Here is a 20071-nt window from a genome sequence, read left to right on the forward strand (position 1 = left end):
GGCCTGGCAAAAGGGTGCCAGCCCGTTGCGGAGGTAGGGCTATCCCTCCCCTAGCGGGACTCGCCTAGTCTTGACGAGACTGGAGTTGTGATTATCTTTTGCTGACGCGAAGGGAGCACACAAGGTGCGTTACGGCGTTGGCATCGACCTCGGGACTTCGTTCACCTCGGCTGCGGTCAGCGGCCCGGGCGGAACCCGCATGGTGTCGTTGTCGCCCGAGGTGGTCATCCCGTCGGTAGCGCACCCGGCCCCGGACGGGACACTGCTGACCGGAAAATCCGCTTTGGACTCGGTGTCCGATCCTTCCCAGGTCGCGCGGAACTTCAAGCGCAGGCTCGGCGACCCCACGCCGCTCGTGCTCGGCGGGTCCGCCTACTCCCCGGCCGCGCTGATGGCCGCCCAGCTGCGGTCCGTGCTCGACGTCGTCACCGCCGAGATGGGCGCCGCACCGGACTCGGTCGCGCTGACCTACCCGGCGATCTGGGGCCCGTACCGGCAGGAGCACTTCACCGAGGTGCCGCGACTGGCCGGTGTGGACGACTTCCGCCTCATCACCGAGCCCGAGGCCGCCGCGACGCACTACTCCACCGAGCGCAGGCTCGAGGACGGCGAGGTCGTGGCCGTCTACGACCTCGGCGGCGGCACCTTCGACACCACGATCCTGCGGATGCGCGGCGGGCGCATGGAGATCCTGGGCACGCCGGAGGGCATCGAGCACCTCGGCGGCATCGACTTCGACGAGGCGCTGCTGGCCCACATCGACCAGAAGCTGGGCGGCGCGATCGGCAGGCTCGACACCTCCGATCCGCGCGCGGCCTCGGCCCTGGGCACGATCCAGGCGATGTGCGTGCGCGCCAAGGAAGAGCTGTCCACCGAGCCGGACGTGAACCTGACGATCCCGCTGCCGTCGGGACCCCGCGGCGTGACGATCACGCGGCTGGAGTTCAACGAGATGATCCGGCCCTCGGTGCAGCTGACCACCGAGGCCCTGCACCGCACCACCGCGTCGGCCGGGCTGCGCGCCGAGGACCTCTCCGCGGTGCTGCTGGCCGGGGGTTCCTCGCGGGTTCCGCTGGTGGCGCAGATGCTCTCGGAGGAGTTCAACAAGCCGGTCCGGGTCACCCTGCACCCGAAGTACACCGTGGCGCTGGGCGCCGCTCGCACTGCGACCCAGCCGCGCCCGGCACCCGCGCCTGATCAGACCGCCGAACCCGTTGCGGCCCACCAGGTTCCGAGGACGTCGCACCGCAAGCGCAGACCGTGGCTGATCCCCGCGCTGGCGACCGCGGCCGCGCTGGTCGTCGGCGTCGCCGCCACGATCTACGCCACCGGCCAGAACACCCCGGACACGGCCCCGGGCGCGGTGGCCCAGAAACCCGCCCCGCCGGACGGTCCGCTGAAGGTCTTCGAGGGAAAGACCCTGGAACCCTTCGCCGGCTACCTGGGTTCGGACGCGAACTGGGGCGGTTCCTACATCTTCGACGAGGGAACCGAGCAGGGCACGGCCATCAAGGCCGTCGACGACCCGGCCAACGCGGGACTCCGCGTGACGTGGCTGGACGACAAGCCCGCCCAGGTCTACCTGCAGACCAACAGCCCGCGCGGCCCGCTCGACCTCACCGCCTACTCGGCCAACGGCGGAGCGCTCGTCTTCGACGCCGTCGTGCACCAAGGACCGGTCGGCGACACCACCAAGATCGGCATGCACTGCGAATACCCGTGCCGCTCCGAGGTCGCCGCCAGCCACCTGTTCGCGAGCATGCCGCGCGAGCAGCGCGCCACGGTGAAGATCCCGCTGTCCTGCTTCGTCGACGGCGGCCTGGACCCGAAGCGGGTCAACACCCCGTTCCTGGTCTGGTCGCAGCGCAAGATGGACATCACCTTCGCCAACGTCCGGGTCGAAGCGGAAGTCCCGGACGCGACCCCCTGCAACGCCCTGAGCTGAGAACCGTTGCGGGAGCGGCCATCCCGCTAGGCGGCCAGCGGGGTGGCGACGCGGGTGCGGAGCGAGCGGATCGCGTGGTGCAGGCGGCTCTTCACCGTGCCGACCGGGACGCCGAGGTGGGTCGCGGCCGAAGCCGTCGTGCGGTCGGTGACGTAGACCTCGACGACCGCACTGCGGTGCGCCGGGGACAGGTGGTCGAGCAGCTCGTCGACGACCATCCGGCTCTCCACCTCGTCGCTGGGCGCGGACTGCACGGCCTTGTTGGCCAGGTCCTCGCTCTCGAAGGCGACCTCGGTGGGGCGCGCCTTGCGGCTGCGGTGCTGGTCGACGGCCACGTTGTGGGCCACGCGCAGCAGCCAGCCCCGGACCGAGCCATTGCCGTTGGAGAGGCGATCGGCGTGCCGCCAGGCCCGCAGCCAGGTCTCCTGCACGATGTCCTCGGCCAGGTAGCGGTCACCGGTGAGCCGAGTGGCGTAGGACAGCAGCGCGGCACCGTGCTCGCGGATGACACCGTCCATGTCGGTGGCGACGGGCCGAACGGCGTTCTTGGTGTCCATGTGCGCTGTTCCTCTCTCGACGGGTGATCCGGGAAGCCCTACCCGGCCGTGTCTTAAGAGGAATGCTGTCGCGTTTCGCGAAGGGAGTCGTCGGGTCTGTCCCTCCGTTCCCTGGTGCTGTCCCGCACTTTCGAGGGAGGCTGACCCGCAGTCCGCGGTAGGGCTATCCCCCACCTGGCGCCCGCACACCGCCGACGGGGTGCGTTGACGGGTTCAACGCACGACCCCGCCGGCGGATACGGGTGGGACCGGTCACGTCCGGTCGACCTCGGCCCACAGGCTCGGCAGGTTCACCACGATGCCCTCCTGGGTGCTGCGGGCGATGACGACCACCGCCTCCTCCGCCGGATCGGGGTTCTCCTCGCGGTGCGGGACGTAGGGCGGGACGAAGATGTAGTCACCGGGCTCGGTTTCGAGCCGGACCTCCTCCTCGCCCTCGGCGAAGACGAACACCGGGTGCCCGGACACGACGTAGATGGCGGTCTCGGCCTCGCCGTGGTGGTGGTCGCCGGAGTTGGTGGCCGGACCGACGTGAGTCCGCCCCATCCACAGCTTCTCGGAACCGACGGTCTTGCCGGAGATGGCCTCGAACCGCCGCATCCCGGAGGTCTGGTTGGTGTCGGAGGTGAGCCCGCCGCCCCGGATGTGCTCGAGCTTCTGGTGCCAGTCCGCGGTGCCGTCGCGCCGGTCGTCGTTGCCTGCCAAGGACGTCTCCTCGCTGTTCCTACATAGTGGTCGGCCTTGCCCCTCACCCTGCCACGTCCCTAGCTTGTGGGACGTTCTTTTCGCAATGTGGGATGTAGAGGGGAGTGGCTGATGGCCGTCGAGTTCGTGGGGATGATCCGCACCGCCGACACCTCGGAGATCCGCCCGCCGTCCGGACCGGCCGTCGACCGCGACTACCTGCGCCGGTTCGCCCAGGCGCATGAGGAAGCCGGGTTCGACCGGGTCCTGATCGGCTACCACTCGTGGGACGCCGACGGTTTCGCGGTCGCGAGCTACGCCGCCGCGCACACCGAGCGGCTCGGGTTCCTGCTCGCGCACCGGCCGGGTTTCGTGGCTCCGACGCTCGCGGCCCGCAAGCTCGCGACGGTGGACCAGCTGACCGGCGGACGGCTGGCGATGCACGTCATCAGCGGCGCCAGCGACACCGAGCAGCGGCGCGACGGCGACTACTCGGACAAACCCGCCCGCTACCGCCGCACCGACGAGTACCTCGACGTCGTCCGCCGCGTCTGGACCTCCGACGAGCCGATCGACCACGAGGGCGAGTTCTACCGCGTCGCGGGCGCCCGATCCGAGGTCAAGCCGGTCAACGGGACCCTGCCGATCTACTTCGGCGGTTCCTCGGCCGACGCCTACCGGGTCGGTGGCAAGCACGCCGACGTCTTCGCGCTGTGGGGCGAGCCGCTGGCCGAGACCGCCGAGCAGATCGCCGCGGTCCGCAAGTCCGCCGCCGAACACGGCCGCAACCCCGACGACCTGGGGTTCTCGGTGTCGTTCCGGCCGATCATCGGCCGCACCGACGCCGAGGCGTGGCAGCGCGCGCACGAGATCCTCGGCAAGATCACCGCCGGGTCCTCCGGCGCGATGCTGGCGTTCCCGGCCGCCGAGCGCGGCGTGGGCTCGCAGCGGCTGCTCGACGCGGCGGGCAAGGGCGAGGTCCACGACCGCGCGCTGTGGACGGCCCCGGCCCGCGCCACCGGGGCGGCCGGCAACTCGACGGCCCTGGTCGGCAGCCCGGAGACGGTCGCCAAGGCACTGCTGGACTACGTGGACATCGGGGTCACGACGCTGCTGATCCGCGGCTACGAACCGCTGGAGGACGTCGTGGACTGGGGCAAGGACCTGCTGCCGCTGGTCCGCCAGGAACTCGCGAACCGCTGACCCCGAAAGGACCCCGGTGTTGTCGTCCCTCCCCGCACGCCTGGCCGTGCTCGTCGCCCTGCTCGTCACCGTCCTCCCGCTCACCGCCTGCGGTGCGGGCGAGGACAAGCCGGTGCTGCGGGTCGGCGACCAGACCGGCGAAACCGAGTCGCGCCTGCGCGCGGCCGGGCTCCTCGACGACCTGCCCTACGAGATCGAGTGGGCCCGCTTCCCCGCCGCGGCCAACCTGCACGAGGCCCTGCGCGCCGACGCCGTCGACATCGGCTCCGCCGCCGACTCGCCGACGGTCGCCGCCATCGCCGGAGGTTCGCCGATCAAAGCGGTCGCGGCGTGGAACAACGGCGGCAAGGGCACCTACATCCTGGTGCCGAAGGACAGCCCGATCCGCACCCTCGCCGATCTCAAGGGCAAGCGCATCTCCCCCAGCACCCGGGGCAGCGTCGCCCACTACCTGGTGCTGGGCGCCCTCGCCCAGGCCGGTCTCCGCGAGTCCGACGCCACGCTGAACTACCTGTCCCCGACCGACGCGAGCTCGGCGTTCTCCACCGGCAGCATCGACGCCTGGGCCACCTGGGGCGTCTACGCCGCCCGCACCCGAGGTGAGCTGGGCGCCCGGGTCCTCACCGACGGCACCGGCATCAACAGCGGCCTCAACGTCCTGTCGGCCACCGACAAGTCCCTCACCGACCCCGCCAAGCGCAAGGCCATCGCCGACTTCGCCGACCGGGTCGACCGCAGCTTCACCTGGGCCCAGCAGAACCCCGCCGCCTTCGACGACTGGTACTCGCACTTCGCCCGCCAACCCGTCGAGATCGCCTCCCAGATCCGAGCAGAACAGGCGACCTACCGCCGAATCCCGGTCGACGACGCCTTCGCCGCCCAACTCCAAACCACCTACAACACCTGGACCAGAGCAGGAGTCCTCCACGGCCACAAGAACCTCCACCACTACGTCGACAACTCCCTCACCACCCCCGGATAGCCGCCGGCATCGGTATAGGAGACTCCTATACATCACATGCATAGTGACTCTTTGCGCCTATGCTTTTGCCTCCCAACTCTCGCTGTCGCAGCACCGGGCACGTCCGGTGCGCGGACGGGAGAAACGGTTGTCATGACAGGGAGTTCTTCGAACAGGTTGCGCGGGAAGGTCGCGCTCGTGACCGGGGCCGCCAAGGGGATCGGGGCCAGCATCGCGAAGGAGTTCGCGGACGCCGGGGCCTCCGTGGTGGTCAACTACGCCTCGGACGCGGAAGGCGCGCAGCGGGTGGTGAGCCACATCCGCGACAACGGCGGGGCGGCGGTCGCAACCCAGGGCGATGTGTCCGAATCCGGGGACGTCGAGCGCGTCTTCGACGAGGTCGTGCGCGCCTACGGCCGCCTGGACATCGTGGTCAACAACGCGGGGGTGTACTACCCGGAGCCGATCGAAACCACGACGCAGGAACAGATCTCGCGCCAGCTGTCGGTCAACGTGCTCGGCACGGTCCTCACGATCCAGGAGGCGCTCAAGCACTTCGGGCCCGACGGCGGGTCGGTCATCAACATCGGGTCACTCGACAGCGCCCGCGCGGTTCCCGGGATGTCCGTCTACGCCGCGAGCAAGGGCGCCGTCGACGCCCTCACCCGGGTGCTGGCGGCCGAACTCGGCCCGCGCAAGATCAGGGTGAACACGCTCGCGCCGGGCGGTGTGGAGACCGAGGGCATCCACACCGCGGGTTTCATGGGCAGCGACGCCGAGAAGGACATGATCGAGCGTACGCCGCTGGGACGCATGGGCCAACCGGAGGATCTCGCGAAGGCCGCGGTGTTCTTCGCCTCCGACGATGCCGCGTGGGTGACCGGCGAACGCCTCACCGCCTCAGGCGGTCTTCGGAGCTGACGCACGACGGTGAAGGCCGGGACACCGGCCTTCACCGTCGTTCAGCCGGAGCACCCGGTCACACCTGAGCCATACCGCCGTCGATGGGGAGTTCCGCGCCGGTCATGAAGGAGCTGTCGTCGGAGGCCAGGAACAGCGCCGCGCTCGCGAGCTCCTCGGGGCGTCCGAGTCGGCCCATCGGGACGAGCGTGGCCATCTGCGCGCGCAACTCCGCCGGGTCCTGCCCGAAGTACTCGGCCTGCCCATCGATGATCGAGGTGTCGAACGGGCCCGGGGACAGCACGTTGACCCGCAGGCCGCGGTCACCGAACTCGGCCGCCCACACGCGCGCGTAGGAGCGCACGGCAGCCTTCGCCGCGGTGTAGGTCGTCGATCCCGGCAGCCCCTTGGACGCCTGAACGGATCCCACCAGGATGATCGAACCGCCGACCGGCATGAACGGGAGCGCCGCCTGGACGGTGAACATCGTGCCGCGCGCGTTGACCTCGAAGGTGCGGTCGAAGTGCTCCTCGGACACCTCGCCGAAGTCGGCCCGCTCGATCATGCCCGCATTGGCGACGAGCACGTCGAGGCGTCCGTTCTCCTCCCGGATGGTGTCGATCAGGCCGTCGAGGTCGCTGGAGGACGTGGAGTCCGCGACGATCGCGGTGACCTTCCCCTCGATGGAAGCCGTTGCGGCGTCGAGGACCTCCCTCCGCCGACCGGTGATGTAGACGTGGGCGCCTTCGGCGGCGAATCGCTCGGCGATCGCCAGGCCGAGGCCCGCTCCGCCGCCCGTGACCAGAGCGACCTTGTCGGTGAGACGCATGTTTCTCCCTCTTCTGCACGAACCACCGCTTGCCATCCGCAAAGTACGCACGCTCGACATATAGGCGCAAAGAGAAGACTGCTATCCTCCGCATAGCATCTTCCTATTCAGCGAGGTGGCTTCCGATGAACCTGCGGCAGTACGAGTACGCGCTGGCCGTGGCCGAGGAAGGCAGCATCACGGCGGCGGCCGAGCGGCTCGGCCTGGCCCAGCCGTCGCTGTCGCAGCAGATCGGCACCCTGGAGAAGCAGATCGGCGTGCGCCTGTTCACGCGAACCCAGCACGGCATGACGCCCACCGTGGCGGGGCGGGCGTTCCTGGCCGAAGCCGAGGTCGCCGCGACCGCGTCCCGGCGCGCGTTCACCGCCGCTCGCGCCGCCGAAGGCGACCTGACCGGCGAGCTGATCATCGCCGTGTACCTGGGGCTCGGGACCCGCCGGCTGCCGCGCGCGCTCGGCGAGCTGCGCCGCCGTCACCCACACCTGCAGGTCACCATTCACGAAGAACCCGACCCGACGGACATGGAACGCCTCGCGCGCCAGGGCACGCTCGACATGGTCCTGGTGCACGAGATCCCGCCGGGATGCCTGTTCGACGTGCACAAGCTGGGTGAGGAGTCCTACGTCGCCGTGCTGCCGGAGGGCCATCCGCTGCTCGAACAGGACGCGCCGCTCGTCCTCGGCGATCTCGCAGGCGAAGGATGGGTGCGCTACCGGCGCAGCAGCAAGCTCGACGAGTACCTGGCGCGACTGCTCTCCGACCGCGGCCTGGCCCCGCGCACGGTTGGCCGCGCGTCGCAGATCTCGACCGCGGTGCGGCTCGCCTCAGAAGGTCTCGGCGTCGCCATCGCTCCCTCCTCCGCCATCCCGGACGGCTTCGAGCACCTGGCCCGACCGCTCAACCCAGCCCTGTCGGAACCAGTGCTCGCGGGCGTGCGCCGCACACCGGGCCGAGCGGAGAGCGCCTTGCTGGACGAGCTGAAACGACAGGACTGGCCCCGCATCGACGGCGGTGTGGACCGATAGCCTTCGGTGCATGAGTGATGACTGCGTGTTCTGCGGGATCGTCGCCGGGGATCTGCCGAGCGTGAAGGTGGCCGAGGACGAGACGACGCTGGCGTTCATGGACATCCACCCGGCTTCGGACGGGCACCTGCTGGTGATCCCGAAGCGGCACAGCCAGGACCTGTTCGACATCCCCGCCGACGACCTCACCGCCGTCACCCTCGCCGCGCAGCGCATCGCCAAGGTGGCGGCGGAGGAGTTCGGAGCCGACGGCGTCAACCTCCTCAACTGCTGCGGTTCCGCGGCGTGGCAGTCGGTCTTCCACTTCCACCTCCACGTCATCCCCCGCTACCGCACCAAGTCCCGGGACTCCCTCACCCTCCCCTGGAAACCCAACGTCCCAGGCGACAAGAACCACCTCACCCACCTCGGCAACCGCCTCGCCAACGCCCTCAACTAACCCCCGACGCCAAAAACCCGGTTTTCATCGGGTCAAATACCGCGGTATTCGTCGGGTCAAAAACCCCGGTATTCGACTTGAGTACCCCGTTCAGGCGGATCTCGGCAGCCACCGACGTCGAAAACCCCGGTTTTCGCGCGATGAAAACCGGGGTTTTCGACGGGAGGACCCCGGAACGGGTTACTGTGGTAGGAGGTCCGGGATGAGTCTCGTGAGGTCCGGGAGGGTGTCGGCGGCTGTGGCAGGGCGAGTGGAGCAGGCCGAGCGGTAGGGAGCGGCGTTGGCGCCCGTGGGGCCCATGGCCTGGTCCGCGAAGTGGGCGATGGTGTCCGTGGCCTGGTGGGAATTGCGGTGCAGGGCCAGGTTGTGCCCGGCGGCGGGGATGACCGCCGCGCGCAGGCAGGCGTGCGGGTGGAAGCCCGGCGCCTCGTAGTCGGCGAGCGCTGAACCGGCGCGTTCGAGCTCCTCGGGCGTGTCGTCGACACCGGCGGTGGTGCGGCACGAAGACCCGCCGGGACCGCAGACGAAGTCGTCGTGCCGACCGTTGATGAGGAACGTCGGGATGCGGATCCCCTTGTGCGTTCCGTCGTACTCCCGGCTCAGGGCGAGGGGTTCGGTGACCGTCATGGGATTCTGCAGCCGGTCGTCGACGGCGAGCATCGCCGGATCCGTACCCGGCTTGTGGAAGAAGGGCAGCTGCGGACGAGTTCCCGGACGCGAGCCGAGATAGCCGGGATCCGCCTTCCAGGGCGCCGGCGGCAGCACGGGATGCAGCGCGGCAGGCAGCATCGTGGACAGCAGGTTCACCCCCTGCTCGAGCCGAAACCTGTTGCTGTAGCCCGTTCCGATGACGAGATCGGCGTCGTTGTGCAGCGCGCTCTCCAACCAGACCACGGCCGTGCCGTAGGAGTGGCCGACGAGACCGACTCGGGGATACCGCGTTCCACCCACATCACCACCGCGGAGCCGGGTGATGAGTTGGTGCACGGTCTCGGCGGCCGCGTTCGGGGTGATGAGCGCGCTCAGCGGGTGCCCGCTGCGGCCCGCGCCGACCCGGTCGATGTTGAGCGTCGCGTACCCGCGCTCGATCAACCGGTTGACGGTCGAGTACGTCCCGGGCTGGAACGGCGAATCCCAGTACCAGGTCCCGTAGGTGAGCCCGTGCACGAGCAGCAGCACGGCCGGCGGCTCGCCTCCGGCCGCCACGCGGTCCCGCGCGGCCTCGCTCATGCACAGCTCGCCGTGGATCGTGCTGGGCACCGACGGTTCCGGTAGCGCGGGCAGGGTGCCGGCCGGAACGGCCACAGCCGGCAGCCGCACGGGCAGATCACCCACGAAGGGGCAGGTCTTGCCCGGTGCGCGGGTCGGTGTGCCGAAGTCCCGCCCGTCCTCCACAACGGCACCGTCGGCCACCGACGGGATGATCGCCGGGACGGCCAGAACGGTGGTGATCGTCGCGAGGGCACGCCCCCACGACCTCCTGAAAGCACGCATGCATTCCCCCGTAGAAGTGCGTGACCCGGTAGGCGAATGACCTGATGCGGTCATTCGCCTGCGGGTGATGGGATTTCAGCCGCGAAGGGACGCGGCGACGGCGCCGAAGCGCGGAATCAGCGCCGGGTGATCAGCGAGTGCTCAACGACGTATGAGGTCGGAGCTTCGGGTGCGAAACCTCGTGTTCGTGCGCGGCGCGGCCATGACCCCTCCCCCTCGTCATCGCAGCGGAGCCCGGCGCGAGGCCGGCTGTTCCCCCTGCAACCTCACTGGTGAGCGACATTCTCATGTGGACTCAACAGCGCCGCCACTCGAAGATCGACGAGGTCGATCAGAAGATGGACCAACCCGTGAGCGTGGTGAAGTGATCGAGCGCCGCGACCCCGGCGACGGAGTTCCCGCGCGCGTCCAGACCCGGGCTCCACACGGCGATCGCGCAGCGTCCCGGCACGACGGCGAGGATGCCGCCGCCGACCCCGCTCTTGCCGGGAATTCCCACGCGGTAGGCGAATTCGCCCGCGGCGTCGTAGGTCCCGCAGGTCAGCATGATCGCGTTGATGCGCTTGGCCTGCCGCCGGGTGAGCAGCTCCGAACCGTCCCGCCGCACGCCGTGGGCGGCGAGGAACCTCCCCGCCAGCGCCAGGTCGCGGCAGCTCATCGCGATCGAGCACTGCCGCACGTACTGCTCGATCACGGTCGGAACCGGGTTGCACACGTTGCCGTAGGAGGCCATGAAGTGGGTCAGCGCCAGGTTGCGGTCGCCGTGCGCGACCTCGGACTCGGCCACCTCGTCGTCGACGCGCAGGCCGGGGTTGCCGCTCTCGGCGCGCAGGAACTCCAGCAGATCACCGCTGGCGTCGCCCACCTGGGAGATCAGCTCGTCGGTGACCGTCAGCGCACCGGCGTTGATGAACGGGTTCCGCGGAATCCCCCGTTCGTGTTCGAGCTGGATGAGGGAGTTGAACGCGTTGCCCGACGGCTCCCGCCCGACCCGGTTCCACAACGTCCCGTCGCCGCGGGAGAGCACCAGCGCGAGGGTGAACACCTTCGAGATGCTCTGCATCGAGAACGGCATCTCCCAGTCCCCGGCCCCGCGCACGCGCCCTTCGAGGTCGGCGACGGCGATGCCGAAGCAGGAGGGATCGACCCGCGCCAGCGCGGGGATGTAGTCCGCGACCACCCCGGAGCCGCGCAACGGCGCGACCTCCTCGACGACACGCCCGAGCACCTGGTTCCACTCCACGAGCAACCATCATCGCACCCGCGGTCCACAACGGACCCCCGCGTGCACCGAAGGAGGACCGGACGCACCCCCGACCAGGTCAGGGAGCTTCGGGCAGGACCCGCATGGTGGTGATCCGGTCCGGGTGGACCTGCGCCTCGATGCCCGAGACCCAGTTCGGCTCGCCCGGGTCGGCCCCGGTGATGTCGAGGGCGCAGGCGCGCAGCACGGGCGAGTGGGTGATCGCCACGATCAGGTCCCCGTCCCCGGGACGATCGCCGAGACTGCCCGCGAAGGCCCGGATGCGGGTGGCGACCGCGGCGGCGGTGTCCCCGGGCGGGTTCGAGTGCGCCACCCACCATCCGACCCGGTCGGGCACGGTCAGCCACTGCTCGAAGAACTCGACTCCCAGGACGTCCTCGGCGGTGAGGCCCGGGACCTGGACGGCGAACTTCTCGGCGCTGCTGACCATGTCTACCCGCACGCCCGCCAGGTAGAGATCGGGGTTGCGCAGGGCGAACGCGACCCCGTCCTCGACGACCTCGGCACCGGCCTCGCGGGCCCCGCCGGCGATGGCCGCGGCGGTCTCCCGCGCGCGGCGCGTCTCGCCGCTGATGACCCGCAGCCGCTCGCCCTCCCACGCCGCGAGGTGGCGACCCGCGTCAGCGGCGATCCGGACCCCCTTGTCGGTGATCGGGACATCGCCCCGGTGGGACTCGACTTCGCTGTGGCGCAGCAGGAGCAAGCGTGGCATGCGGGCATCCCCTCTCAGATCGTGCGGGCTTCCGGTCAGGCGGTCACCGCGGGGGCGGCCGGGGCCGGCTCCCGATGACGCGCCCACTGCTTCTGGAACAGCTCGAACACGGCATCGGCGAACACGGGATCGTTGATGTTGGTGTTCTTCTCGACCACCTCGATGCCGGGGTCCAGCCCGGAGCGCAACGACTCGATCAGCGGCGTGACGTCCACGCCGTTCCACTGGCTGCCGGTCTTGAAGTAGTTGTCGAGACCGTCGAGCGGAATCCCGACGGCCGCCGGACCCGCCGAGTTGTTGACGTGCTCGGCGATGTACTCACCGAGGCGCCGCATCTCGTCGCGCGTGGCCAGCAGCGAGGTGACGTTCGGGTTGTGGATGAGGACGTTGCGCTCCTCGGTGTCGAACTCGGCCGGAACCGTCTCGCGCGCACCGAAGTTGAAGCATTCGGCGGCACCGGGCACGACGACCTGCGGAATCGGGGATCTCGTGGCGGCCTGCATGCGGTCGCACCCCGGATCGAAGATGCCCTTGTGCCAGTGGTTGAGGATCTCCGGCAGGGTGAAGTCGATGAGCCCGTCGATGACGCCCTTGTCGATGAGGTGCTCCATGCCCGCGCCCTCGCCGACCGCGTGGAAGGTGACGACCTCGAAACCGCTGTCCTCCAAGCGTTCCCGGATGCGCATGACGCCCGGCGTGGTCACCCCGAACATCGAGATCGCGACCAGCGGCTTGCTCGCCGCGGCGTGCGATTTGGTCAGCTCGTAGCCCCGGGCCATCCCGGCGGCCGCGTGCGCGGCGTTGATCAGCACCTGCTTGGAGATCCGGTTGAGGCCCGCGATGTCGGTGACCGCGTTCATCATCATCATGTCGGAGTGACCGATGTAGGGCCGCGTGTTGTTGGAGGCCATCGTGGACACGACGAGCTTGGGCACGCCGATGTCGAGGTTCTTGAGCGCCCCGCTGAGCAGGTCGGTCCCGCCCGTGCCACCCAGTCCGAGGACGGCGTCGATGCGTCCCTCCTCGGTGAGCTCGGTCAGCACGCAGCGCAGTCCTTCGCTCATCTTGGCCACGGCCAGGATGCGGCCTCCCGCCCCTTCGACGCTGTCGGAGAAGTCCTCGAGCCGGATTCCGGCGCGGTCGGCGATCTCATCGGCGGGGATGTCGGGCGTGAAGTACGGGTCACCGAGGACTCCGCAGTCGACGACCAGCACGTCCACGCCCGTGGCGATCAGCGCGTCGCGGACGTAGGCGTACTCGGCCCCTTTCGTGTCCAGGGTTCCGGCCAGGCAGACAACAGGCTTCCGAGGCATCGCGTAACTCCTTTGTTACTGGGGTGGCCCTCGTTGTGCTCGCAGTTGTTCGGTGCGTGTGCGTTTTCCCGTCAGGGGTGGTGCGGTGACGCGTGCAGAGCCGTCCACACGCGTTCCGGGGTCAGGGGCAGGTCGCGGATGACGACGCCGGTCGCGTCCGCGACCGCGGCGCCGAGCGCGCCCGCGGTGCACAGCAGTGCGCCTTCGCTGATGCCCTTCGAGCCGTACGGCCCCGGGCCGTCGTGGTTCTCGATCGCCGCGCTGGTCAGCTCCACCGGGACGTCGTTGAACGTGGGGATCCGGTAGTCCAGCGCGCCGAGGTTGCGGATGCGGACGTGCTCGTCGAGCAGCAGCTGCTCCATCTGGCTGTGGCCGAGGCCCATGATGGCGGCGCCCTCGTCCTGGGAGACGACCTGCAGCGGGTTGAGCTCGGCACCGACGTCGCTGACGATGACGTGCTTGGTGAGCAGCAGCTCGCCGGTCTCGACGTCGACCTCTACCTCGATGGCCGTGGCGTTGAACTCGTAGAACGCGGCGTCGCCGCCGAGCGGATGTCCTCGTTTGCCGCGCAGCCGCCGGGTTCCCTGTCCGATGAACTCGCCGTGCAACGACCCGAGGGCCTGCCGCGCGGCGTCGGCCAGCGGCAGCTCGCCGTCGGGTGTGAGCAGCACGCCGGGAGCGTGCGCGAGCTCCTCCTCGGGCACGCCGGTCGATTCGGCGTAGAGCTCCAGGACCCTGTCCCGGACGTCGCGACAGGCCTCCAGCACGGCCGAGCCCATGAACACCGTCGACCGGCTCGCCGAGGTCTGCAGGTCGAAGGGCACCGCGCCGGTGTCGCCGCTGACGACCTCGACGCGGTCCAGCGGCGTTCCCAGCTCGTCGCTGAGGATCTGCTGCCACAGCGTTCTCGCGCCTTGCCCCATGTCCGAGGTCCCGGCGTAGGCGATGGCGCTGCCGTCGGCGAGCAGCCGCACCAGACTCTGCGAAAGACCGGATGTGGCACCGGGTTTGATGCCGATCGCGATCCCGCGTCCCCGGTTGGGTTCCGGTGGCCGGTCCCAGCCGATGAGTTCGGCGGCCTTCTCCAGGCTCTGCGCCCAGTCACCGTCGGCCGGGGCCGGGGAGTCGCCGCGGATGAAGTCCTCGCCGCGGGCGACGAGGTTGCGGCGGCGGATCTCCAGCCCGTCGACGCCGAGTCGCCGGGCCGCCGCGTCGAGCTGGTTCTCCGTCGCCCACGACACCTGCGGGCTGCCGAACCCGCGGAACGCGGTGCTGGGCGTGGTGTTGGTCAGCACCGCGCGCCCGTTCACCCGCAGCGCCGGGACCCGGTACGGCCCGGCGGACACGAACGAGCCCTTGGTCATCACCCGGGGAGCGACGTCGGCGTAGGCGCCGATCTGGAAGTCCGCGTCGACCTGGTGGAACGTAATCGCGCCCTGGTCGGTGAACCCGGTGCGTGCCCTGATCCGGCAGCCTGCGCGACGCATCGTCTGGAACGTCTGCTCCAGCGACAGCACCAGCCGGCAGGTCCGCCCGGTCCGCAGCGCGAGGAACGCCAGCAGCGGCTCCAGCTTGGGCGTCTGCTTGCCGCCGAACGCTCCGCCCGGGTCCGGGGCGAGCACCCGCACCCGGTTGAGCGGGAGCCCGACGAGCGAGGCGATCGTGCGCTGCAGCAGGTAGGGGTGCTGCACCGGCGAGTGGACGTCCAGCCCGCCCTGGTCGGTCGGCACGACGACGGTGCCGCCCGGCTCGATCGGGAAGTGGGTGACCATCGGGAAGGTGTAGGCGTCCTCGACGACGAAGTCGGTCCGCGACTCGGCTTCCGCAGCATCGCCCCACTCGTACCGCGCGTGTTCGAGCACGTTGGTCCCGGCCAGCGGGTCGCCCGGCCGCAGCGACGGGTCCTGGACCAGCGGTGCCGACTCGGCGAGCGCCTCCTCGACGGAGAGCACCCCGCGCCGCTCGGTGTAGTCGACGCGCACGGCGCGGGCCGCGGCCTCCGCGAGCTCCAGGGTCTCGGCGGCGACGGCGGCCACCGGTTCGCCGTGGTAGGTGACGCGCTCGGCGGCCAGCACCGGCCGGTCCTGGTGGGACACACCGAACCGGGGCATCGGCGACGGCAGGTCGGCCGCGGTCATCACGGCCAGCACGCCGGGCATCGCGGTGGCCTCGGCGACGTCGACGCGGTGGATCTCGGCGCAGCCCACCGGCAACGACACGAGCGCGACCTGAGCGGCCCCGGGGAAGCGCAGATCGGCGACGAACCGCTGCGCCCCGCAGGCGCGGTCGAGGCCGCCGTAGCGCTCGACCGGGGCTCCCACCTCGCGGTGCGGTGCCGCGGCCGGGGTCGGGTGTTCGCGGGTCTCAGTCATGGCTCACCGCCCTCCGCACCGCGGTGGCCTGCACGGCCCGCACGATGCGCTGGTATCCGGCGCAGCGGCAGAGGTTCCCGGACAGCGCGTCGCGGATCTCGGGTTCGCTCGGTTGCGGTGTCGTGCGCAGCAGGTGTTCCGCGGACATGACCTGGCCGGGGATGCAGAACCCGCACTGCACGGCACCGGCGTTGAGGAACTCCTCCTGCAGGTCGGTGGGCCCGTCGGCGCAGAGCCCTTCGATCGTGGTCACCTCGTGGCCGGCGACCTCCGCGCACAGCACGAGGCAGGCGTTGACGGCACGACCGTCCAGCAGGACGGTGCACGCCCCGCACTCGCCCTCCGCGCAGCAGCTCTTGGTCCCGGTCAGCCCCACGTCCTCGCGCAGCGCTTCCAGCAGGGTGCGATGCCCGGGAACCGTGACACGGTGCGCAACTCCGTTGACGGTGATGTCGACGTCCTGCGCGTCGCCGAGCTCCTCGGATGTCATGCCGGCACCTCCTCGTGACGTCGGCGGTCGGCGGCGACCACGGCGCGCCGGGCGAGGACCTTCACCATCGCCGCCCGGTACTCCCGCCCGCCCCGGATGTCGGAGATCGGCGTCGCGATCGCCGCGGCCCGGTCGAGCGCGTTCGCCAGGGCGTCCTCGTCGGCCGGGTCGACCGGCTCGTCCAGTTCGGTCCGCAGCGGTCGCGGGCCCACCGCGCCGAGGCCCAGCACGACCCTGCCGTCGCGGTCGATCCCGGCGGCGGCGCTGACCGTCGCCAGGTCCACACCGCGCCGCCTGGTCAGGCGCTGGAACGCCGACCCGTGGCCCGGCTGCGGGCGGCGCATCCCGATGCCGGTGACGATCTCCCCCGCCCCGCACAGGGTTCGCCCGGGACCGAGGAAGAACTCGCTCAACGGGGCGGTGCGCGCGCCGTCGACCGACTCGATCGTCACCGCGACCTCGTGCACGAGCATCGCCGGAACCGTGTCGGCGGCCGGAGAACCGTTGCAGCAGTTGCCGATCAGGCTGGCGCGGTTGCGGATCGCCACCGAGCCGACCGTCAGCGCCGCCTCGACCAGGGACGGGAACCACTCCCGCACGGTCGGGTCGGCGGCCAGCTCCCCGAGCGTCAGGGTCGGGCCGACGAGCACCCGGTCGTCCTCGGTCCGCAGCGGTGCGGGCAGGTCCTCGACGCCCTTGAGGTCGACGATCAACCGCGGTTCCGCGGTGCGGTGCCGGAGGCCGACGAGCAGGTCGGTGCCCCCGACCAGCGGACGCGCGGCGTCGCCCTCCTCGGCCAGGACCGCGAGCGCGTCGGCCTTGCTCCGCGGCCGGTAGTACCTGGTCATCGCCGACACCTCAGGGATTCACGATGATCTTCATGGCGCCGCTGCCGCGATCGTTGAACGTCGCCAGCGCCTTCTCGTACTCCACCAGCGGGAAGCGGTGCGTGATGAGCTCGCCGACCTGCATCCGACCGTCGGCGACGAACGGCATGACCCGCCGCATCTCCCCGGCCGAGGCCCGGGAACCCACGAGCTCCAGCTCGTCGAGCACGAGCGACTTGCACGCCAGCATCACGTCTTCGGTGGGGATGCCGACCATCGCGCAGCGCCCTCCCTTGCGGAGCATCGCCATCGCCCAGGTCAGGGTCTGCGGCACGCCCGCGCATTCGAGCACCACGTCGGCCCCGCGCCCGCCGGTGAGCTCCCGGACCTCGGCGACCGGGTCACCGGCCTCGGAGTCGACGATCTCCGACCCGAGCGCGCCCGCCTTCTTCAGCCGGTAGCCGCGGCCCACGACGACGACCCGCGCCGCTCCGCAGATCCGGGCGGCGTCGGCGGCGAGCATGCCGATCGCCCCGGCTCCGGTGATCGCCACGGTGTCACCCGGGTTGATGTTGCCGCGCCGCGCGACGTGCAGCGCGATGCTGGCCGGGTCGATGATCGCGCCCTCGTCGTAGGAGATCGAGTCGGGCAGCCGGAAGATGCACTTGACGTTGTGCACCGCGTAGGTCGCGTCCGCACCCTGGTGGTTGTGGCCGTACTGGGCGTGCAGGCCGGGTTTTCCGTAGTTCTCGCAGAGGTTGTAGCGGCCCTCCACGCACTTCTGGCACACGCCGCAGGCGTTGTGGCTGGTCCCGGCGACCCGGTCGCCGACCTTCCAGCCGAGCTCCTCGGCGCCGGGTCCGAGCTGGACGATGTCGCCCGCCCACTCGTGGCCCGGGGTGAACGGGAAGGCCGGCGGCCAGAAACCCGGGTAGTCGCCGTTGATCAGGTGGGCGTCGGTCCCGCAGATCGAGGTCGAGCGGACCCGGGCGAGGACCTCGTTCGGCCCCGGCAGCGGAACCGGCTTCTCCTGGATCTCGAGAACGTTCGGCTGCTGGACGACCAGGGCCTGCATGGTCTCGTTCATTCGAGGTCTCCCCGTCGGTTCGTCGTGTGCGACAACGCCCGCGGCGAGCCGCCCCACCGCGGACCGTGGCGTACGCCACTTCGTTCTATCGATAATCGAAAGCTAATGCGCACGCGGCTACATGTCAACGGACTATCGATAATCGATGGGGTGGGGTTCCGGAAAGACCCGGATCAGGAGACCTGAGCGGCCTCGTCGGCGTCGTCGGCGGCACCGTCCACCGAGGAGTGCTCGAGCATCAGCGCGCGCACGTTGAGCTGGTGACGGCGCGCCGCCTCGGCCGCGCCGTCGGCGTCCCTGCTGCGCAACGCCTCCAGGATTCCCTCGTGCTCGAGCACGATCTCGCGCACGTCGACGTCCGGCAGCGTCAGGGTGAGGAAGGTGCGCGCGAAGGGCGCGAGCTGGCTGAAGGTCTGCTCCAGCGCGCGATTCCCGGACGCCTGCACGATCACCTCGTGGAACCGCACGTCGGCATCGGTCACCGCGGGGAAGTCCCCCTCGGCGAGCTTGTCGAGCATCCGCGCCACGAGTTCTTCGAGCGTGCTCAGCGTCGCCGCGCTCATCTCGGCGGCGGCCAGGCGCGCGGCGAGTCCGTCGATCTCGGCGCGCACCTGGCTGACGTCGGCGAGCTCCTTCGCGCTGGGCATGCGCACGCGGGCCCCGCGCCGCGCGTGCATCGTGATGACGCCGATCGCGGAGAGCTCCCGGAGCGCGTCGCGGACCGGCGACTGGCTGACGCCGAGCTCCTTGGACAGCTGGAACTCCACCACGCGCTCGCCCGGCCGGTAGTGCCCGTGGATGATGCGGTCGAGGACCAAGCGCTTGACCTTGTCCGACAGCAGCTCTCCACCGAAGTCAGCAGCCAAGCCGTTCGCGGCCATCACGCGGGTCTCCTTCATCGATGCGCCATCGCGCCTGGGCACGCAGGTCCCGGACGGTCACTTGTCCACCGAGTCTCTCAGATCCAGCCTGCGCCTGGCCTCATCAGGCGTGGCGACCTCCCGATGGAGCAGCCGGGTCATCTCCGCGACCCGCTCGACCTGAGCGGCGTTCGACTCGGCGAGCCTGCCCGGCCCGTCCCACAGCGAGTCCTCCAGGCCGACGCGCGCGTTGCCGCCCAGCGACAGCGCGATCGAGGCGAACCGCAGCTGCGCGGCACCGGCTCCGACCACGGACCACTCGAAGTCGTCGCCGAAGAGCCGCAGCGCGGTTCGGCGCAGATGCGCCAGGTCTTCCAGGTCGGCGCCGGTTCCGCCGAACAGGCCCAGCACGGTCTGGATGAACAGCGGCGGCTCGACCAGCCCGCGGTCGAGCACGTTCGCGAGGTTGTAGAGGTGCGCGGTGTCGTAGCACTCGAACTCGAAGCGCGTTCCCTGGTCGCCGCAGAGCTTGAGGATGCGCTCGATGTCGGCGTAGGTGTTCTTGAAGACGATGTCCTTGTTCTCCAGGTGCCGGCGTTCCCAGTCGTGCTGCAGGTCCGGGAAGCGGTCCAGCATCGGGAACAGCCCGAAGTTCATCGTCCCCATGTTCAGCGAGGCGAGTTCGGGGGCGAGCTGGACCGCGGGGGCGATCCTCTCGTCGACGCTCATGTGCGGGCTGCCGCCGGTGGTCAGGTTGACGACCACGTCGGAGCGGTCCTTGATCGCGGCGATGACCTCCTTGAACAGGCCCGCGTCCTGGACCGGGTGGCCGTCCTGCGGGTCGCGGACGTGCAGGTGCACGATCGCCGCGCCCGCTCCGGCGGCGGCCAGGCTCGCCTCCGCGATCTGCTCCGGCGTGACCGGCAGCGCCGGCGACATCGTCGGGGTGTGGATCGCGCCGGTCGGAGCGCAGGTGATGATCGCCGGCCTCGTTGCCTTGCTCGCCATCGTCCCTCCAAAGCGCTTGAACTATCGATAATCGATGGTAGCCTCCGTTCATGCCGTTGCCAATGACCGGCAGCAGCGAGCCGGTCGGCGCATCCGGCACC

Annotated in this window: 19 protein-coding genes; 6 read left to right on the forward strand and 13 right to left on the reverse strand. The window is 70.3% G+C overall.

The features are described from left to right. Positions 1–124: 124 nt before the first annotated feature. On the forward strand, positions 125–1945 hold the full coding sequence (locus BM424_RS00750) for an Hsp70 family protein (protein WP_245775524.1): 1821 nt from the start codon (positions 125–127) through the stop codon (positions 1943–1945). Positions 1946–1971: 26 nt separating this feature from the next. Here BM424_RS00750 and BM424_RS00755 read toward each other — a convergent pair whose 3' ends face one another. Together BM424_RS00755 and BM424_RS00760 are read right to left on the reverse strand one after the other, a co-directional pair. Further along, positions 1972–2502, reverse strand: coding sequence for a sigma-70 family RNA polymerase sigma factor (locus tag BM424_RS00755; RefSeq protein WP_093412918.1), 531 nt, complete (start codon positions 2500–2502; stop codon positions 1972–1974). A gap of 252 nt (positions 2503–2754) precedes the next feature. After that, positions 2755–3207: a cupin domain-containing protein gene (locus BM424_RS00760; protein ID WP_093412919.1), complete on the reverse strand. Its 453-nt coding sequence runs from the start codon at positions 3205–3207 to the stop codon at positions 2755–2757. A gap of 111 nt (positions 3208–3318) precedes the next feature. Here BM424_RS00760 and BM424_RS00765 point away from each other — a divergent pair, with 111 nt between their 5' ends. From BM424_RS00765 to BM424_RS00775, 3 genes are all read left to right on the forward strand, one after another. Next, positions 3319–4389: an LLM class flavin-dependent oxidoreductase gene (locus BM424_RS00765; protein ID WP_093412920.1), complete on the forward strand. Its 1071-nt coding sequence runs from the start codon at positions 3319–3321 to the stop codon at positions 4387–4389. A gap of 16 nt (positions 4390–4405) precedes the next feature. Next, on the forward strand, positions 4406–5371 hold the full coding sequence (locus BM424_RS00770) for an ABC transporter substrate-binding protein (RefSeq protein WP_093412922.1): 966 nt from the start codon (positions 4406–4408) through the stop codon (positions 5369–5371). A gap of 132 nt (positions 5372–5503) precedes the next feature. Beyond that, positions 5504–6271 carry an SDR family NAD(P)-dependent oxidoreductase gene (locus tag BM424_RS00775; RefSeq protein WP_093412923.1) on the forward strand — a complete coding sequence of 256 codons (768 nt, stop codon included), beginning with the start codon at positions 5504–5506 and terminating at the stop codon, positions 6269–6271. Positions 6272–6329: 58 nt separating this feature from the next. On the opposite strand, the gene BM424_RS00780 is transcribed toward BM424_RS00775, so the two are convergent. Beyond that, positions 6330–7079, reverse strand: coding sequence for an SDR family NAD(P)-dependent oxidoreductase (locus BM424_RS00780; RefSeq protein WP_093412925.1), 750 nt, complete (start codon positions 7077–7079; stop codon positions 6330–6332). A gap of 125 nt (positions 7080–7204) precedes the next feature. On the opposite strand from BM424_RS00780, the gene BM424_RS00785 reads away from it, so the two are divergent. Together BM424_RS00785 and BM424_RS00790 are read left to right on the forward strand one after the other, a co-directional pair. Continuing rightward, positions 7205–8104 (forward strand): LysR family transcriptional regulator, encoded by a 900-nt coding sequence (locus BM424_RS00785; RefSeq protein WP_093412927.1) that lies wholly within the window; start codon positions 7205–7207, stop codon positions 8102–8104. Positions 8105–8114: 10 nt separating this feature from the next. Continuing rightward, on the forward strand, positions 8115–8543 hold the full coding sequence (locus BM424_RS00790) for an HIT family protein (protein WP_093412929.1): 429 nt from the start codon (positions 8115–8117) through the stop codon (positions 8541–8543). Between the two features lie 180 nt (positions 8544–8723). On the opposite strand, the gene BM424_RS00795 is transcribed toward BM424_RS00790, so the two are convergent. The 10 genes from BM424_RS00795 to kce all read right to left on the reverse strand — a co-directional run bounded on the left by BM424_RS00795 (position 8724) and on the right by kce (position 19970). Next, positions 8724–10037, reverse strand: coding sequence for an alpha/beta hydrolase (locus tag BM424_RS00795; RefSeq protein WP_175547884.1), 1314 nt, complete (start codon positions 10035–10037; stop codon positions 8724–8726). A 331-nt stretch (positions 10038–10368) separates the two neighbouring features. Next, positions 10369–11280 (reverse strand): glutaminase, encoded by a 912-nt coding sequence (locus BM424_RS00800; RefSeq protein WP_093412933.1) that lies wholly within the window; start codon positions 11278–11280, stop codon positions 10369–10371. Between the two features lie 79 nt (positions 11281–11359). Beyond that, entirely contained in the window at positions 11360–12013 is a 654-nt protein-coding gene (locus tag BM424_RS00805) for a histidine phosphatase family protein (protein WP_093412935.1), read from the reverse strand. A gap of 35 nt (positions 12014–12048) precedes the next feature. Beyond that, on the reverse strand, positions 12049–13326 hold the full coding sequence (locus BM424_RS00810; RefSeq protein WP_093412937.1) for a Tm-1-like ATP-binding domain-containing protein: 1278 nt from the start codon (positions 13324–13326) through the stop codon (positions 12049–12051). Positions 13327–13397: 71 nt separating this feature from the next. Then, positions 13398–15698 (reverse strand): xanthine dehydrogenase family protein molybdopterin-binding subunit, encoded by a 2301-nt coding sequence (locus tag BM424_RS00815; RefSeq protein WP_093412938.1) that lies wholly within the window; start codon positions 15696–15698, stop codon positions 13398–13400. Continuing rightward, the gene (locus tag BM424_RS00820; protein ID WP_093412940.1) at positions 15691–16188 is read right to left on the reverse strand and encodes a (2Fe-2S)-binding protein; all 498 of its coding nucleotides are present in this window, start codon (positions 16186–16188) and stop codon (positions 15691–15693) included. Before BM424_RS00820 ends, BM424_RS00815 begins: the two co-directional genes overlap by 8 nt. Beyond that, positions 16185–17036: an FAD binding domain-containing protein gene (locus BM424_RS00825; RefSeq protein ID WP_093414506.1), complete on the reverse strand. Its 852-nt coding sequence runs from the start codon at positions 17034–17036 to the stop codon at positions 16185–16187. The genes BM424_RS00820 and BM424_RS00825 overlap by 4 nt, the downstream gene beginning before the upstream one ends. 10 nt (positions 17037–17046) lie before the next feature. After that, on the reverse strand, positions 17047–18102 hold the full coding sequence (locus BM424_RS00830) for a zinc-dependent alcohol dehydrogenase (RefSeq protein WP_093412942.1): 1056 nt from the start codon (positions 18100–18102) through the stop codon (positions 17047–17049). A gap of 173 nt (positions 18103–18275) precedes the next feature. Next, positions 18276–19001 (reverse strand): GntR family transcriptional regulator, encoded by a 726-nt coding sequence (locus tag BM424_RS00835; RefSeq protein WP_093412943.1) that lies wholly within the window; start codon positions 18999–19001, stop codon positions 18276–18278. Between the two features lie 39 nt (positions 19002–19040). Continuing rightward, positions 19041–19970, reverse strand: coding sequence for a 3,5-dioxohexanoate:acetyl-CoA acetone transferase (kce, locus tag BM424_RS00840; protein ID WP_093412945.1), 930 nt, complete (start codon positions 19968–19970; stop codon positions 19041–19043). Positions 19971–20071: the final 101 nt, after the last annotated feature.

The organism is Saccharopolyspora flava, from assembly GCF_900116135.1.
In the GTDB taxonomy this organism is placed as follows: Bacteria; Actinomycetota; Actinomycetes; order Mycobacteriales; family Pseudonocardiaceae; genus Saccharopolyspora; species Saccharopolyspora flava.

What these genes read in the sequence shown, in the direction of transcription:
- BM424_RS00755 (WP_093412918.1), bottom strand. Translation starts at nt 2,502, where the DNA reads ATGGACACCAAGAACGCCGTTCGGCCCGTCGCCACCGACATGGACGGT.
- BM424_RS00765 (WP_093412920.1), top strand. Translation starts at nt 3,319, where the DNA reads ATGGCCGTCGAGTTCGTGGGGATGATCCGCACCGCCGACACCTCGGAG.
- BM424_RS00775 (WP_093412923.1), top strand. Translation starts at nt 5,504, where the DNA reads ATGACAGGGAGTTCTTCGAACAGGTTGCGCGGGAAGGTCGCGCTCGTG.
- BM424_RS00780 (WP_093412925.1), bottom strand. Translation starts at nt 7,079, where the DNA reads ATGCGTCTCACCGACAAGGTCGCTCTGGTCACGGGCGGCGGAGCGGGC.
- BM424_RS00785 (WP_093412927.1), top strand. Translation starts at nt 7,205, where the DNA reads ATGAACCTGCGGCAGTACGAGTACGCGCTGGCCGTGGCCGAGGAAGGC.
- BM424_RS00790 (WP_093412929.1), top strand. Translation starts at nt 8,115, where the DNA reads ATGAGTGATGACTGCGTGTTCTGCGGGATCGTCGCCGGGGATCTGCCG.
- BM424_RS00795 (WP_175547884.1), bottom strand. Translation starts at nt 10,037, where the DNA reads ATGCGTGCTTTCAGGAGGTCGTGGGGGCGTGCCCTCGCGACGATCACC.
- BM424_RS00805 (WP_093412935.1), bottom strand. Translation starts at nt 12,013, where the DNA reads ATGCCACGCTTGCTCCTGCTGCGCCACAGCGAAGTCGAGTCCCACCGG.
- BM424_RS00810 (WP_093412937.1), bottom strand. Translation starts at nt 13,326, where the DNA reads ATGCCTCGGAAGCCTGTTGTCTGCCTGGCCGGAACCCTGGACACGAAA.
- BM424_RS00815 (WP_093412938.1), bottom strand. Translation starts at nt 15,698, where the DNA reads ATGACTGAGACCCGCGAACACCCGACCCCGGCCGCGGCACCGCACCGC.
- BM424_RS00820 (WP_093412940.1), bottom strand. Translation starts at nt 16,188, where the DNA reads ATGACATCCGAGGAGCTCGGCGACGCGCAGGACGTCGACATCACCGTC.
- BM424_RS00825 (WP_093414506.1), bottom strand. Translation starts at nt 17,036, where the DNA reads ATGACCAGGTACTACCGGCCGCGGAGCAAGGCCGACGCGCTCGCGGTC.
- BM424_RS00830 (WP_093412942.1), bottom strand. Translation starts at nt 18,102, where the DNA reads ATGAACGAGACCATGCAGGCCCTGGTCGTCCAGCAGCCGAACGTTCTC.
- BM424_RS00835 (WP_093412943.1), bottom strand. Translation starts at nt 19,001, where the DNA reads ATGAAGGAGACCCGCGTGATGGCCGCGAACGGCTTGGCTGCTGACTTC.
- kce (WP_093412945.1), bottom strand. Translation starts at nt 19,970, where the DNA reads ATGGCGAGCAAGGCAACGAGGCCGGCGATCATCACCTGCGCTCCGACC.